Source organism: Mycobacterium sp. NAZ190054, from assembly GCF_001545925.1.
Lineage (GTDB): Bacteria > Actinomycetota > Actinomycetes > Mycobacteriales > Mycobacteriaceae > Mycobacterium.
Genome location: NZ_LMVQ01000549.1, coordinates 15,242 through 30,755, shown reverse-complemented (window position 1 = coordinate 30,755; position 15,514 = coordinate 15,242). Strand labels below are relative to the sequence as shown.

The window sequence follows — 15,514 nt, the reverse complement described above, 5'->3', positions numbered from 1 at the left end:
GGCCGCAGGCAAAGCAGATGGGAGGTGCCGATCATGATCAAGCAGATCGAGCTGCGTCTCGTCGACGGTTCGGCACCCAGCGGTGAAATCGCACTGAAGGACCTCAGCGGTATCGCGGCGGCCCTGCAGGAGCTGGTAACCCGCCTTAGTCGGGAGGCCGCCGACGCGGCGGGTCCCGGCCGGTCGAAGCAGTACGTCGAAGAGTTCGCCGAGCTCCGTCTGGACGGCATCACCGCAGGTAGCACCGTACTTAAGGTCAGCAAAGGGCCGACCGACAAGCTGGACGTCGACGTGCCAGGCCTGTCCGAAGCCGACGAACGGTTCTGGGGCATCCTGGGCGCTATCAGCGCTGATCAGCGACCTGAGTGGACCAGCACCTTGGTGGCTGAGTCGGCGGGAAAGCTCGCCACCGCGCTGCGGGGGGCAGCGCAGACAGCGGTCATCTCCTCGCCCGACCGTGCCGACGTGCGGATCGACGCCGCACGGATCCACGCCGAGACCTGGGCGAACAATCGGGTCACCGCCGCGGGCTCGGGCACCGCTGCGGGTTGGCTGGAGAAGGTGGACCTGCACACGCACACTTTCCGTATCCGTGATGACGTCGGCAATACCGTTGAGCTTCGCCGGGTCATCGACGACAAGGCCGCTGGGCTGCTAGTCGGGCAGTGGGTGACCGCCGAGGGGGACGCGACGCTAGGTCCATCCGGACGTGTGGTGGCACTGAACCATGCGCGCGTGCTCGAGACGGGCGACCCCGCTGCGGAGTTCCTGGGCAGTCGCGTCGTTCCCCTCGACGAGATTCTTGCGAGCGCGCCGGGCCCGGATGCAGATGGACGGCTCGACCTCACCGATGAGGAAACAGCAGAGTTCCTGCGGGCCATTCGTTCATGACTCTGGTCGCTGCCGTCGTCGACACCGATGTCTTCAGCTGTGTCTATGTGCTTCCGAGGGGTGCCGACCCTCGCGCAGCGCGCTGGGCGGACGCGCTGGCGGACCGCCGGATCATCATTTCGTTTCAGACGCGAGCCGAGCTTCTCGCCGGTGCTCGGCAGGCGGGCTGGGGTGCACCGCGGGTCAATCGGCTCCAGGAGATACTGGCGCGCACCCCGACGATCCCCTCCGACAGCGACGTTGTCGATGCGTACGTGGACCTCTCGGCGGAGTGCCGGGAAGTCGGGCATGCACTTCATGAGAAGATCCACACGGCTGATCGATGGATCGCAGCATGTGCCATCTCAAAGGGGCTAGACCTGTTCTCTGGCGACACCATCTTTCAAAATGCGCCGAATCTGAATGTCCACAGCTGAATTCGAAGGAATGCATGTCTGAATCACGTCGCCTCGTCGATAAGCTCTGGTCGTACTGCAACGTTCTGCGGGACGACGGCGTCGGGGTCATCGAGTACACCGAACAGCTCACCTTCTTGCTGTTCTTGAAGATGGCTCATGAGCGTGCGACCCGGAAGCTGAACCCGCAGAAGATTGTTCCCGACGAGTATTCGTGGCAGAAGCTGCTCGATGCGGAGGGTACTGACCTTGAGGTCGAGTACACCAACATTCTGGTCGGCTTGGCGCAGCAGCCGGGAACGCTCGGAACCATATACCGAAAGGCGCAGAACAGGGTTCAAGACCCTGCCAAGCTCAAGCGGTTGATCGTCGATTTGATCGACAAGGAGAACTGGTCCGCCTCGGGCACTGATCTCAAGGGCGACGCCTACGAGGAACTGCTCGCCAAGGGCGCCTCCGACAAGGGGTCTGGGGCTGGCCAGTACTTCACGCCGCGCGATCTCATCCGTGCGATCGTGGACGTGACCGATCCGTCGCCGGCGGACACCGTCGTCGACCCGGCATGTGGCACTGGCGGTTTCCTTCTCGTCGCCCACGAGCACGTCGCGGAGGGAGCGGGAAAGCTCACCCCGACACAACGGAACCATTTGCGGGACAAGCTCGTCACCGGGTATGAGCTCGTTGATGGTACTGCGCGACTGGCCGCGATGAACCTGCTGCTGCACGGAATCGGAACCGCAGACGGACCATCGTTGATCGAGGTTCGGGATGCCTTGATAGCCGATCCAGGGCAGCGTTGGTCGGTGGTGCTGTCCAATCCGCCATTCGGACGTAAGTCGTCGCTCACCATGGTCGGTGCCGACGGGCGGGAAGCGCGAGACGATGTCGAAATCGAACGCCAAGACTTCGTCGTCACCACGAGCAACAAGCAGCTCAATTTCCTGCAGCACATCATGACCATCCTCGACATCAACGGCCGCGCAGCCGTCGTCCTGCCAGACAACGTGCTGTTCGAAGGCGGCGCCGGCGAGACGCTGCGCCGGAAACTGTTGGAGGACTTCGATCTTCACACCATGCTGCGCCTGCCGACCGGCATCTTCTACGCCCAAGGCGTGAAGGCGAACGTGCTGTTCTTCGACAAGAAACCGGCGGCCGAACAGCCGTGGACCAGCAAGCTGTGGGTCTACGACCTGCGCACCAACCAGCACTTCACGCTCAAACAAAACCCCTTGCGGCGGCATCACCTCGATGAGTTCGTCGACTCCTACTTGTCGGGAAAGCCGCGCGAGGAGCGCGTCGAGTCGGAGCGGTGGAAAGCGTTCCCCTATGACGAGCTCATTGCCCGTGACAAGGTGAATCTCGACATCACCTGGCTGCGCGACGAGTCGCTGGAGGATGCCGACAACCTCCCGGCGCCGGAGGTAATAGCCCGCGAAATCGTGGAGGATCTGACCGCGGCATTGGCTGAGTTCGAAGCCGTCGCGGCCGCTCTCGAAGCGGCGCGGACCGACCTAAGCTAAGCACTCTGGTCAATTCCTAAGCTGGAGAATGGTGTTCTCCATTCTGGGCAGCACCAGTATCGTGTGGGCGTGACGTTCGAGCGCAAGACGGTGCGGGTCGACGGATTGACCACCAGTTACCTTGAGGCCGGAACCGGTGATCCGGTCGTACTGCTGCACGGCGGCGAGTTCGGCGCGAACGCAAGCATCGGCTGGGAGCACACCATCGGCGCGCTGGCCCGGCGATACCGCGTGCTGGCGCCGGACATGCTCGGCTTCGGCGGCTCGGCCAAGGTCGTCGACTTCACCGACGGACGCGGCATGCGCATCCGGCACATCGCGCGGTTCTGCGAGGTGACGGGGGTCGACAACGCCCATTTCGTGGGCAACTCGATGGGCGCCATCAACCTGCTCGTCGACGTCACCTCGGAGAGTCCTGTGCTGCCCGTCCGCAGTCTGGTCGCCATCTGTGGAGGTGGCGAGATCCAGCGCAACGAGCACGTCAGCGCGCTCTACGACTACGACGCCACCCTCGAGGGCATGCGCCGCATCGTCACGGCGTTGTTCGCCGACCCTGCCTACCCCGCCGACGAGGACTATGTCCGGCGACGCTACGAGTCGAGCATCGCGCCGGGTGCGTGGGAGTCGTTGGCGGCAGCGCGGTTCCGCCGTCCCGGGCTGGAACCCCCGGCGACGCCGAGCAGTGCACGCGCCTACGCGCGCATCACCGTGCCGACGCTGGTGATCGAAGGGGGCGACGACAAACTGCTGCCCCGAGGCTGGGCGGCCGAGATCGCCGCACAGATCACCCAGGGCCGCTCGGCCGTCGTCGACGGCGCCGGGCACTGCCCGCAGATCGAGCGGCCTGCCGCCGTCAACCAGCTCTTGCTGGACTTCTTCGAGGAGCAGAGATGAACGAACTGGTGGGCAAGGTCGCCGTCGTCACCGGCGGCGCATCGGGGATCGGCCGGGGCATCGCCGAGCGTTTCGCCGCCGAAGGCGCCGCCGTGGTGATCGCCGACGTGCGCGACGATCTCGGCGAACAGCTGGCCTCCGACCTCAACGCACGCGGCGCCAAGACCGTGTACCGCCACACCGACGTCGGCGACCAGGCGCAGGTCGGTCAGCTCGTGGCCGCGGCGGTCGACACGTTCGGCGGGCTCGACGTCATGGTCAACAACGCGGGGATTTCCAGCCCGCTGCGCAAGGGCCTGTTCCACGAGGACCTCGAGGAGTTCGACCGGGTGATGCGGGTGAACCTGCTCGGCGTGATGGCCGGCACCCGCGACGCCGCGCGGCACATGGCCGACCACGGTGGCGGTTCGATCGTCAACCTCGGTTCGATCGGCGGTATCCAGGCCGGCGGCGGAGTCTCGACCTACCGCGCGTCCAAGGCGGCGATCATCCATTTCACCAAATGCGCGGCGATCGAGTTGGCGCACTACGAGGTACGGGTGAACTGCCTGGCGCCGGGCAACATCCCGACACCGATCCTCGCCTCGTCGGCCACCGACGAGGACCGCGAGCGGCTGGAGCGCTTCGAGGCCAGGATCCGCCAGCAGATGCGCGACGACCGCCCCCTCAAGCGGGAAGGCACCGCCGAGGACGTCGCCGAGGCTGCGCTGTATCTGGCGACGGACCGGTCCCGGTATGTCACCGGCACCGTGCTTCCCGTCGACGGTGGCACCGTCGCGGGGAAGGTGATCGTCCGGAAGCCGACGGACAGCCGGACCGCACCGTGACAGTTTTAAAGCAGTCGCTTGACTTAGTGAATGTGACGGGGTTCACTGAACGGGTGACGACTGCGAGGACTGTGCGCGCGGATCGCGCGAGCAGCACCCAAGAGGCCATCCTGAAGGCGGCCGAACGGCTCTATGCCGAACACGGCGTGTTCGCGGTGTCCAACCGGCAGGTGAGCGAGGCTGCCGGGCAGGGCAACAACGCCGCCGTCGGCTACCACTTCGGCACCAAGGCCGACCTGGTGCGCGCCATCGAGCACAAGCACCGCGGCCCGATCGAGGAGCTGCGGGAGCAGCGGGTCGCCGCGATCGGCGACTCGACGGACATGCGCGACTGGGTGGCCGCCCTGGTGTGCCCGTTGACCGATCATCTTGCCGCGCTGGGGAACCCGACCTGGTATGCCCGGTTCGCCGCCCAGGTGATGACCGATCCCGCCTACCACAACATGATCGTCAAGGACGCGCTGTCCTCACCGTCGCTGGTGCGGGTGCTCGACGGGATCAACAGCTGCCTGCCCGATCTCCCCGTCGACGTCCGGGTGGAGCGGAACATCATGGGCCGCAACCTGTTGATGCACAGTTGCGCCGACCGCGAGCGGTTGCTCGCGCAGGGGTCACCCGTCGCCCGACCCACCTGGCAGGCCGCGGCGACCGGCCTGATCGACGCGATCATCGGGCTGTGGCACGCCCCGGTCACGGAGCTGCCCTGACATGAGGGTCACGGTCGATCAGGACAGGTGCGTCTCGTCGGGCCAGTGCGTGCTCAACGCCGGTGAGGTGTTCGACCAGCGCGACGACGACGGGGTCGTCGAACTGCGCAGGCCCGAGCCCGGGCCCGAATACGCCGAGGAGACCCGTAAGGCCGCGGCCGCATGCCCCGCCCTGGCCATCCACATCGAGGAGACGATATGACCGAGACTCTCGCGCAGGAAGCGGTGCAGGTACCCGAGTATCCGATGGAGCGGACGGCGGGCTGCCCGTTCGCGCCGCCGCAGCAGATGCTCGAGATGAACAAGACCAAACCGCTGTCGCGCGTGCGGATCTGGAACGGCACCACGCCGTGGCTGGTCACCGGACACGAAGTCGCGCGCACCCTGTTCGCCGACTCGCGGGTCAGTGTGGACGACCGCCGGGACGGCTTCCCGCACTGGAACGAACATATGCTCGCCACGGTGAACAAGCGGCCACGGTCGGTGTTCACCTCCGACGCCGAAGAGCACACCCGGTTCCGCCGGATGCTGTCCAAGCCGTTCACCTTCCGGCGGGTCGAGGCGCTCCGTCCGGTGATCCAGGACGTCACCAACGAGTGCATCGACGAGATCCTCGCCGGCCCGCAGCCGGCCGACATGGTCGCCAAACTCGCGCTACCGGTGCCCACGCGGGTGATCAGCGACATGCTCGGCGTGCCCTACGAGGACCACGAGTTCTTCCAGCACCACGCCAACGTCGGGCTGGCGCGTTACGCCAGCGCCGAGGACGGTCAGAAGGGTGCGATGAGCCTGCACAAGTACCTGATCGACCTGGTCGAGAAGAAGATGGAACACCCCTCGGAGGACGCCGTCTCGGATCTGGCCGAGCGCGTCACCGCCGGCGAGATCAGCGTCAAGGAGGCCGCACAGCTGGGCACCGGCCTGCTGATCGCCGGCCACGAGACGACGGCCAACATGATCGGCATCGGCATCTGCGCCCTGCTGGAGAATCCGGAACAGGCAGCGCTGCTGCGTGATTCCGACGATCCGAAGTTCATCGCCAACGCGGTCGAAGAACTGATGCGGTATCTGTCGATCATCCAGAACGGCCAGCGCCGGGTGGCCACCGAAGACATCGAGATCGCCGGGGAGACCATCCGTGCGGGGGAGGGGATCATCCTCGACCTGGCCCCGGCCAACTGGGATTCGCAGGCCTACCCCGAGCCCGACAAGCTGGACCTGACCCGCGACGCGAACCAGCAACTCGGCTTCGGGTACGGCCGGCACCAGTGCGTCGGCCAGCAGCTGGCCCGCGCCGAGCTGCAGATCGTCTTCCACACGCTGCTCCGCCGTATCCCGACGATGAAGCTGGCCATCCCGTTCGACGAGGTGCCGTTCAAGCACGACCGCCTCGCCTACGGCGTCTACGAACTTCCCGTGACCTGGTAACAGGTTGTCTCACAGCCCGATTGGAGTGCCAACGATGTCAGCCCCCAGCACCACCCTCTATCCCCCCGAAGGCTTCGGGGCGCCCAAGCACCGGCACGGGCACTCCACCGGCGCGGTCGCCGGGCTGCCCGAGGGCACCGAGATCTTCTCCGCCGACAACCACATCTCGGTCGCCGACGACATCTTCTACGACCGCTTCCCCGAGGAGCTCAAGGGCGCCGCCCCGCGCATCTGGTACGAGGACGGCGCGTACATGGTCGGGATGAAGGGCAAGGTCTGGACCGGTGGCGATTTCGGGCGCGTGCTCATGCAGTACGACGACCTCGCCGGGGCCGCGTCGAACAACATCGAGGCCCGCATCCGCGAGCTCAAGGAAGACGGGATCGACAAGGAGCTGGCGTTCCCGAACGCGGTGCTGGCCCTGTTCCACTACCCGGACAAGGGCCTGCGCGAGCGGGTGTTCCGCATCTACAACGAGCACATCGCCGATCTGCAGGAGCGCTCAGGCGGGCACTTCTACGGCGTCGGCCTGATCAACTGGTGGGACCCGAAGGGCACCCGGAGCACGCTCGAAGAGCTGAAGTCGTTGGGGCTGCGGACATTCCTGCTGCCGCTGAACCCCGGCAAGGACAACGACGGCAACATCTACGACTACGGCAGCACCGCGATGGACGCGGTGTGGGACGAGATCGAGGCCGCCGGGCTGCCGGTCAGCCACCACATCGGCGAGACGCCGCCCAAGACGCCGTGCCAGAACAACAGCGTGGTGGTCGGCATGATGGTCAACGTCGACTCGTTCCGCGAGCAGTTCGCCAAGTACGTCTTCTCCGGCATCCTGGACCGGCACCCGAGCCTGAAGATCGGCTGGTTCGAGGGCGGCATCGCGTGGGTGCCGACCGCTCTGCAGGACGCCGAGCACATGCTCGCGTCCTACCGGCACATGTTCAACCATCAACTCGAACACGACGTGCGCCACTACTGGGCCGATCACATGAGCGCGTCTTTCATGGTCGACCCGCTCGGTCTGCAGCTGATCGACCGCATCGGGGTCGACAACGTGATGTGGTCCTCGGACTACCCGCACAACGAGAGCACATTCGGGTACTCGGACAAGTCGCTGGCCTCGGTCGTCGAGACCGTCGGTCCCGAGGCCGCGGTGAAGATCGTCAGCACCAATGTGCAGAAGTTCCTGGGACTGATATGACGGCGTCCACTCATTCCGGCGTCACCCAGATCGCCCGCACCGGGTACACGTGGCTGGACATCCCCGCCGAACCCGACCTCGCCCGGTTACGTGGCGAAGTCGGTGTGCGCCTGCACGCCGCCATGGCCGATCAGGGCGTGGATGCGCTGGTGTTGCTCGGCAACGGCAACGTCATGTACGCCACCGGTATCAGCTGGCCGCTGGCGGACGCGGGGCTGGCCCATGTCGAGCGCCCGGTGGCGGTCGTGCTGGCCGACGACGAGCACCCGCACCTGTTCCTGCCGTTCCGCGAAGGCGCGGCGATGGAGTCCGGTCTGCCCGACGACCACCTGCACGGGCCGGTCTATCTGGAGTTCGACGAAGGGGTGGCCGAATTCGCGAAGATCCTGGCCGGACTCGTCCCGGCCGGTGCGACGGTCGCGACCGACGAGCTGACCGGCGCGATGCGGCGGGCCGGCAGTGCGCTGTTCCCCAGCGCACCGGTGGATGCCGCACCGGTGATCGGGGCGGCGAAACTGGTCAAGACGATCGACCAGATCGCCTGCATCCGGCGCGCGTGTCAGATCACCGAACAGGCCATCGCCGAGATCCAGAAGTCGCTGGCGCCCGGTGAACGTCAGATCGACCTGTCCGCCGAATTCGTGCGCCGCACCTTCGAACTCGGTGCCACCACCAACATGTTCGACTCGATCTGGCAGGTCATGCCCACGTCGAGGGCGGAGGGGACCTGGACCACCACCGGTGACCTCGCCCTGCCGCTGCTGACGACCGAGCGTGAGATCCAGCAGGGCGACGTGCTGTGGACCGACGTGTCCATCGCCTATCACGGGTACTGCTCCGATCACGGGCGCACCTGGATCGTCGGGCAGGACCCGACGCCCGCTCAGCAACGGCAGTTCGACAAGTGGAGCGAGATCGTCGACGCGGTGCTCGCGGTGACCAGAGCCGGGGCGACCTGCGGTGACCTCGGACGCGCGGCGACCGCGGCCGCCGGCGGCCAGAAACCGTGGCTGCCGCACTTCTACCTGGGCCACGGCATCGGGACCAGCGCGGCCGAAATGCCGATGATCGGCACGGATCTCGGCCAGGAGTGGGACGACAACTTCGTCCTCCCGGCCGGCATGCTGCTGGTGTTCGAGCCGGTGGTCTGGGAGGACGGCACCGGCGGCTACCGCGGCGAGGAGATCGTGGTGGTCACCGAGGGAGGCTGGATGCCGCTGACCGACTATCCCTACCACCCGTACGAGGTGTCCAGTGGGAACTGAGATCGAGGCCGACGGCCGCGCATTGCGTCTCAGCCGTCGGGAGCGCGCCCTCGCACAGATGGAGGCCTTCGACCTCGACATTCTTGTGCTCGGCCGGCAGGCCAACGTCCGCTACATCTCCGGCGCCCCGCAACTGTGGGTGGTCGGCACCCGACCGTTCGGGCCGATCTGCGAGTTCGTGCGTGCCACCGGTGAGATCCACCTCAACAGCACGTGGGACGAGGGCGTCCCCGAGGAGATCCCGCACGAGAATCTGTACGGGTTCGCGTGGAACCCGATGACACTGGTCGGCATACTGCAGAACATCAAGGGCGCCGAAACGATGCGCCGGGTCGGAACCGATGCTCTGACACCGACATTCGCCAAGCTGCTGCCGATGGCCTTCCCGAACGCGGAGCTGGTCGACGCCGAGCAGGCCATGCAGGCCGCGCGCCGGATCAAGACGCCCGAGGAAGTGCAGGCGTTGCGTCGCGCGCTGGTGGTCGCCGAGCAGGGCCTGGCCGCGGGTGTCGCCGCGCTCGGTCCGGGCACCACCGAGAAGGCCCTCGCCGGTGCCGTGCTGGAGGCCGAGGCCGCCGGTGGGGTGAGTACCCCGGCGACCCAGGACGCGGCCTGGGTGACGTCGACGGAGCATCCGTGGCGCCGCGCCGACGGCGACGGCCGGGTGCGCGACGGTGACCTGGTGGCGTTGTCGGCCGGGGTGCTGGCCGACGGATATGTCGCCGAGGTGGCCCGCACGCTCTGTGTCGGCGAGCCGACCGACGCGGTGCGCACACTGTACCGGCGCCGGGACGACCTGTGGAACAAGCTGCTCGACGCCTGCCGGCCCGGCATGGCCACGAGCGGCCTGCTGGATGCCTACCGGCAGGCCGGTGAGCGCCTGCCGGCGATGCCGGTGGCGCACGGCCTCGGACTGGGTTTCGACCCGCCGGTGGTGTCACCGACGCTGCGGGCGACCGCCGACGCCGACGTTCTCGAGCAGGGCATGGTGCTCGCGGTCACCGCCTACGTGTGGGAACAGGGGGTAGGCGCGGTGTTCACCCGCGACGCGGTCCTGATCACCGCCGACGGCGCCGAGATCCTCTCGGCCGCCCCGGCTTACGGTGAGGCCGTCCATGGCTGAGCGGCCGTCGCCCGACGAGATCATCCTCTACGAGAAGGACCCGAAGACCAAGATCGCCACCATCACGTTCAACCGCCCGGAGTTCCTCAATGCGCCGACGTCACTGGCCCGGCTGCGGTACGCGGACGTGTTGCGCGCGGCCAACACCGACAACGACGTGAAGGTCGTCGTCATCCGCGGCGTCGGGGACAACCTGGGCAGCGGCGCCGACCTTCCGGAATTCATGGAGGGCAACGACAACCCGGCCGCGCGGCTGGCCGAATTGCGATTGGAGGACGACGGGGTGGGCGAGGTCACCTACCCACCGAAGGGCACCTTCCGCAACGGCGCCACCATCAGCGCCTGGTATGCCAACTCGCAGGCCGGCAACCGCGCCCTGCAGGACTTCAAGAAGATCAGCATCGTCGAGGCCAAGGGTTATTGCTATGGCTGGCACTTCTACCAGTGCGCCGACGCCGATCTGGTGATCTCCTCCGACGACGCGCTGTTCGGTCATCCGTCGTTCCGCTACCACGGCTGGGGTCCCCGGATGTGGACCTGGGTGCAGATGATGGGGTTGCGCAAGTTCCAGGAGATGGTCTTCACCGGCCGCCCGTTCACCGCCGCCGAGATGTATGACTGCAACTTCCTCAACAAGGTGGTGGCGCGCGACCAGCTTGAGGCCGAGACGCAGAAGTACGCGATGGCGTGCGCGCGGAACCGCCCGGTGGACACCGTGTTCCAGCAGAAGATGTTCTTCGAGATCTTCAAGCAGCAGCAGGGCGAGTACATGGGCAGCCTGCTCAGCGCGTTCTTCGAGTCGATGGGCAACGGGGTCGCCAATGACAGCGATGACGACCTCGACATGTTCGAGTCGATCGACAGCGGCCTGTCGGCCGCGGTCAACGACAACGACAACAAGTTCCCGCCCGAATTCCGGTTGAGCAAACGCAACCGGGCCAAAGAGGAGTAAGAGCATCGGTGCCCGCAGTGCCTGACCCACCGCTCTCCGGCTACGTCGTCGTCGACCTGTCCAGTGGGATCGCCGGCGCCTACTGCACCAAACTGCTCGCCGACGGCGGCGCCGAAGTGGTCAAAGTCGAACCGGCACAAGGTGACCCGCTGCGATCCTGGTCGGCCTCGGGTGCGGAGATCATGGACGGAACCGACGGTGCGCTGTTCTCGTTCCTGGCGTGCTCGAAGCGGTCGGTGGTGGCCGAGCCCGGCGCCGACACCGAGTTCGTCGACGCGCTGCTGGCCGGCGCGCACGCCGTCATCTGGTCGCGCGGCCCCGGCGTGGCGCAGGACGGATGGTTCACGCCGGAGGCGATCCGGGACCGTCATCCGCATCTGACCGTCACCGCCATCACCCCGTTCGGTCTGCACGGGCCGTGGTGCGACCGTGCGGCCACCGAATTCACGCTTCAGGCGTGGTCGGGTGGCATCGTCGGCCTCGGCAGGGGCGCCCCGGACCGGGCGCCGGTGTACGTCGGCGGGCAGGTCGGTGAATACCTCGCCGGCGCCTATGCCGGCGCGGCGACGCTCGCCTCGCGGATGCGCGGCGGTGGTGAGCTGATCGATCTGTCGATGCTGGAGACCGCGATCCTCGGGCTCACCTACTACCCGGTGAGCTACTACGAGATGCTGGGGCGCCCGTGGCGCGACGCGCGACGCCTCACCGTGCCCGGCATCACCCGCGCCAAGGACGGGCTGGTCGACATCGGCTGCGGCACCGCGCAACAATGGTTCGACCTGTGTGCGATGACCGGGCACGTCGAGTGGATCGACGAGGACTCACCGCTGTCGATCACCCAGCAGGCCAACGAGAAGGCCGACGACCTCTACGCATGGGTGGCCGACCAGACCGTCGACGAGATCCGGGACCTGGCCACCGCGTTCCGCATCCCGAACGCCCCGGTCGCCAACGGCGCCAACGTCGAGTCGCTGGATCACTTCGTCGAGCGCGGCTCGTTCGTCGTCAACCCCCGCGACGGTTTCACCCAGCCGGCGCACCCGTACCGCACCACCCCGCCGATGCTGCGGCACCCGGAGCCGGGCCCGCGCCTGGGCGAACACACCGAGCTCTACCGCTCGCGCAAACCGGTGGAGACGCCCTCGGTTCCGCGGACGGAAGGGCTGCCGTTCGAGGGCCTGCGGGTCGTCGACATGACCACCTTCTGGGCGGGCCCGAGCTGCACCCATCTGCTGGCGATGCTGGGCGCCGACGTGATCCACGTCGAGTCCACCCGCCACCCGGACGGCACCCGGTTGATCGCGGGCATCCCGGTCACCGAAGACCAATGGTGGGAGAAGTCGCCGATCTTCTCGGGCCTCAACACCAACAAGCGCGGCCTCACGCTGAACCTGTCCAGCGACACCGGCAGAGACCTTCTCAAGAAGCTGATCGCGACCGCCGACGTCGTCGTCGAGAACTTCACCCCGCGAGTGCTGGAGAGCATGGGGCTGCCCTACGACGCGGTGAAGGCGATCAAACCGGATGTGGTCATGGTGCGGATGCCGGGATTCGGTCTGGACGGACCGTGGCGCGACAACCCGGCCTTCGCGTACGTCATCGAGGCCGCGGCCGGGATCAGCTGGCTCACCGGCTATCCGGACCGCAACCCGTTCGAGCCGTACTCGGTGGGTGACCCGAACGCGGGCATCCACGCGGTGAACGCGCTGCTGCTGGCGCTCGAGCATCGCCGCCGCACCGGGGAAGGGTCGATGGTCGAGGCCGCGATGGTCGACGCGGCGCTCAACGTCGCCGCCGAGCAGGTGATCGAGTACTCCGCGTACGGCGCACTGCTGCAGCGGGCCGGCAACCGCGGGCCGGCCGCGGCGCCGCAGAACCTGTATCTCACCAACGAGATCGACGAGTTCGGCCGCCGGGACAGCTGGGTCGCGATCGCGGTGGCCACCGACGCGCAGTGGGCCGGGCTGTGCGAGGCGCTCGACCGGCCCCCATGGGCGAGGGCCGGTGAGCTGGCCACCGCGGCCGGACGGCACACGCACCACGACCTGATCGACCGGCATCTGTCCGCGTGGTGCGCCGAACGCAGCGGCGACCAGATCGTCACCGCCCTGTGGGACAACGACGTTCCGGTCGCCAAGGTGCTGCAACCGCACCGCCAGACCCAGATCCCGCAGCTGGAGGCCCGCAACTTCTTCGAGGCGGTCGACCATCCCGTCAACCCCGCGACCCCGCACAGCACGCTGCCGTTCCGCAGCTCGCGCGGCCCGGACCGGGTGCACACCGCACCCGCGCCGCTGCTCGGTGAACACAACCACCAGCTGCTGGCCGAACTCGGGCTCTCCGACGACGAGATCGGACGTCTGGAAGCCGACGGCGTCACCGGAACCGCCCCGGCGCGCTAGTCTCGGCACCCATGGCCATCGCTCCGTCGGACATTCTGCTCACCGGTCGCGTCGCGGTCGTCACCGGCGGGGGTGCCGGAATCGGGAAGGGAATCGCCCAGGGACTCGCCGCATTCGGCGCGTCGGTCGCGATCTGGGAGCGCGATCCCGACAGCTGTGCCGCGGCCGCGGCGGCCGTCGGCGCACTCGGGTTGACCACCGACGTCAGGGACGGCGCGGCCGTCGACGCCGCGCTGGAACGCACCGAACGTGAGCTGGGAACCGTGTCGATCCTGGTCAACAACGCCGGCGGGACGTTCAACTCACCGTTGCTGGAGACCTCGGAGAACGGCTGGGATGCGTTGTACCGGAGCAACCTTCGCCATGTGCTGCTCTGCACCCAGCGGGTGGCGCGCCGGCTGGTGGAGGCCGGCGAACCCGGAAGCGTCGTCAACATCACGTCGATCGAAGGCACCAGGGCGGCCCCCGGCTATGCGGCGTACGCAGCGGCGAAGGCGGGTGTCGTCAACTACACCAAGACTGCGTCCTTCGAGTTGGCGCCGCACCGCATCCGCGTCAACGCGCTGGCGCCGGATCTGACGGTGACCGAGGGTCTGCAGAACCTCGCCTCCGGAGATCTGTCCGACACGCTGGCCGCGATGGTGCCGCTCCGGCGTGCCGGACACGTCGACGAGATGGCTTCGGCGGCAGTGTTCCTCGCGTCGGACATGGCCGCCTACATCACCGGCCAGACCATCCACGTCGACGGGGGCACCGCGGCGGCCGGCGGCTGGTACTTCCATCCGGGCTCCGGGGCGCCGACGCTCGGGCCCGCCTGAGTCCTACGAGTCCGGCGACGGGTCACCGATCTTGCGCTTGATCGCCCCCCACGGGTCGGCGTACCGGCCGGGCTGCTTCCAGTAGGCGGACCGCCGCTTGAGGACCGCTCGCACCAATGGCGCGGCCACCTGAAGCGCATACCGGGACAGGCCGGCGCGGCGCCGCGCCTCGTCGAGCATCTCCTGCCACGAATGGTGTTGGAACTGCAGCGCTTCCTGGGCGCGCGTGGTGTCCATCCAGTCGGTGACGAACCAGTCGTCGTCACTGTTCGGGTCGCCGTTGCGGCCTGGCACCAGCCCGCCCTTGAGTCCCCGCGATTCGGCCAGCGCGCGGCCGACCTCGCCCTGCAGCACGCGGTGGGAGTCGTCCCCGGCGATCAGCAGGATCTCGCGCGCGACGTCGGCGGTCGTCGCGGCGGCGAAGGCCCACGCCACGTCGCGGACGTCCACGCTGTGCAACCGCCCGTCGGCGGGCAGCACGCTTTCGAAGTACAGTGCGTCCGCGCTCAGCGGAATCGCCTTGGGGTCCACGCTGAGCACCCCGCCCAGTCGCAACACCACCCATTCCAGTGAGGAGGCGCGCACGATCGCCTCGGCCTCGGCCTTGTGCGTGCTGTACAGATCGGAGTGCTTCATCGGCATGTCCGCGGTCACGGGACCGTCCGACTTGTACGGGTTGCGCGCCCCGTACACCGCGTTGCTGGACGCCTGGACGAAACGTGGGGGAGTCGGCTGGGCCTCGGCGACGCGGACCAGGGTGGCGGTCGCGTCGACGTTCACCCGACGAGCCAGCGCGCGATTCTTGTAGATCGCCGGCGGGATGATCGCCGCGAGGTGGATGATCACCTCGGGCGCGACGTCGGCGACCAGGCGAGAGGTCTGGTCGGCGTCGGTCAGATCGGTCCATCGCACCGACACGCCCGCCGGGAGGCGCTCGGCGGCGGCGCGGTTGGCCGGGGTGCCGAGGTCGGCGACGACGACGGGGCGGCCCAGCTCCACCAGCCGCTGCACCGTGGCCGAACCGACGAGGCCGAAGCCGCCGGTGACGAGAACGGCTCCGGTCATGAAAAAGCCTCCCAACTGCGGAT

The 15,514-nt window shown here is 67.6% G+C and carries 15 protein-coding genes; 14 read left to right on the top strand and 1 reads right to left on the bottom strand.

Annotated features, from left to right (window positions below; translation table 11 throughout):
* Positions 1-33 precede the first annotated feature (33 nt).
* From ASJ79_RS25920 to ASJ79_RS25855, 14 genes are all read left to right on the top strand, one after another.
* Positions 34-891, top strand: coding sequence for a hypothetical protein (locus ASJ79_RS25920; RefSeq protein ID WP_067961579.1), 858 nt, complete (start codon positions 34-36; stop codon positions 889-891).
* A complete protein-coding gene (locus tag ASJ79_RS25915; protein ID WP_067961577.1) occupies positions 888-1,307 on the top strand; it encodes a PIN domain-containing protein in 420 nt (139 codons plus the stop codon). Before ASJ79_RS25920 ends, ASJ79_RS25915 begins: the two co-directional genes overlap by 4 nt.
* 14 nt (positions 1,308-1,321) lie before the next feature.
* Complete coding sequence (locus tag ASJ79_RS25910) at positions 1,322-2,806, top strand: class I SAM-dependent DNA methyltransferase (protein WP_067961574.1); 1,485 nt, start codon at positions 1,322-1,324, stop codon at positions 2,804-2,806.
* A 63-nt stretch (positions 2,807-2,869) separates the two neighbouring features.
* Complete coding sequence (locus ASJ79_RS25905) at positions 2,870-3,700, top strand: alpha/beta fold hydrolase (RefSeq protein WP_067961571.1); 831 nt, start codon at positions 2,870-2,872, stop codon at positions 3,698-3,700.
* The gene (locus tag ASJ79_RS25900) at positions 3,697-4,527 is read left to right on the top strand and encodes an SDR family NAD(P)-dependent oxidoreductase (RefSeq protein WP_067961568.1); all 831 of its coding nucleotides are present in this window, start codon (positions 3,697-3,699) and stop codon (positions 4,525-4,527) included. Before ASJ79_RS25905 ends, ASJ79_RS25900 begins: the two co-directional genes overlap by 4 nt.
* Complete coding sequence (locus ASJ79_RS25895) at positions 4,524-5,234, top strand: TetR/AcrR family transcriptional regulator (protein WP_067961566.1); 711 nt, start codon at positions 4,524-4,526, stop codon at positions 5,232-5,234. The genes ASJ79_RS25900 and ASJ79_RS25895 overlap by 4 nt, the downstream gene beginning before the upstream one ends.
* A 1-nt stretch (position 5,235) precedes the next feature.
* Entirely contained in the window at positions 5,236-5,436 is a 201-nt protein-coding gene (locus ASJ79_RS25890; protein WP_067961564.1) for a ferredoxin, read from the top strand.
* A complete protein-coding gene (locus ASJ79_RS25885) occupies positions 5,433-6,662 on the top strand; it encodes a cytochrome P450 (protein WP_067961562.1) in 1,230 nt (409 codons plus the stop codon). Before ASJ79_RS25890 ends, ASJ79_RS25885 begins: the two co-directional genes overlap by 4 nt.
* 34 nt (positions 6,663-6,696) lie before the next feature.
* On the top strand, positions 6,697-7,866 hold the full coding sequence (locus tag ASJ79_RS25880) for an amidohydrolase family protein (protein ID WP_067961560.1): 1,170 nt from the start codon (positions 6,697-6,699) through the stop codon (positions 7,864-7,866).
* Positions 7,863-9,131, top strand: coding sequence for a Xaa-Pro peptidase family protein (locus ASJ79_RS25875; RefSeq protein ID WP_067961558.1), 1,269 nt, complete (start codon positions 7,863-7,865; stop codon positions 9,129-9,131). The genes ASJ79_RS25880 and ASJ79_RS25875 overlap by 4 nt, the downstream gene beginning before the upstream one ends.
* Complete coding sequence (locus ASJ79_RS25870; RefSeq protein WP_067961556.1) at positions 9,121-10,254, top strand: Xaa-Pro peptidase family protein; 1,134 nt, start codon at positions 9,121-9,123, stop codon at positions 10,252-10,254. Before ASJ79_RS25875 ends, ASJ79_RS25870 begins: the two co-directional genes overlap by 11 nt.
* A complete protein-coding gene (locus ASJ79_RS25865; RefSeq protein WP_067961554.1) occupies positions 10,247-11,206 on the top strand; it encodes an enoyl-CoA hydratase/isomerase family protein in 960 nt (319 codons plus the stop codon). Before ASJ79_RS25870 ends, ASJ79_RS25865 begins: the two co-directional genes overlap by 8 nt.
* A gap of 8 nt (positions 11,207-11,214) precedes the next feature.
* Positions 11,215-13,608 (top strand): CoA transferase, encoded by a 2,394-nt coding sequence (locus ASJ79_RS25860; RefSeq protein ID WP_067961553.1) that lies wholly within the window; start codon positions 11,215-11,217, stop codon positions 13,606-13,608.
* A gap of 11 nt (positions 13,609-13,619) precedes the next feature.
* The gene (locus ASJ79_RS25855; RefSeq protein ID WP_067961551.1) at positions 13,620-14,426 is read left to right on the top strand and encodes an SDR family NAD(P)-dependent oxidoreductase; all 807 of its coding nucleotides are present in this window, start codon (positions 13,620-13,622) and stop codon (positions 14,424-14,426) included.
* Positions 14,427-14,429: 3 nt separating this feature from the next.
* Here the strand turns inward: ASJ79_RS25855 and ASJ79_RS25850 are convergent, their stop codons facing one another.
* A complete protein-coding gene (locus ASJ79_RS25850; RefSeq protein WP_067961613.1) occupies positions 14,430-15,491 on the bottom strand; it encodes an NAD(P)-dependent oxidoreductase in 1,062 nt (353 codons plus the stop codon).
* Positions 15,492-15,514: the final 23 nt, after the last annotated feature.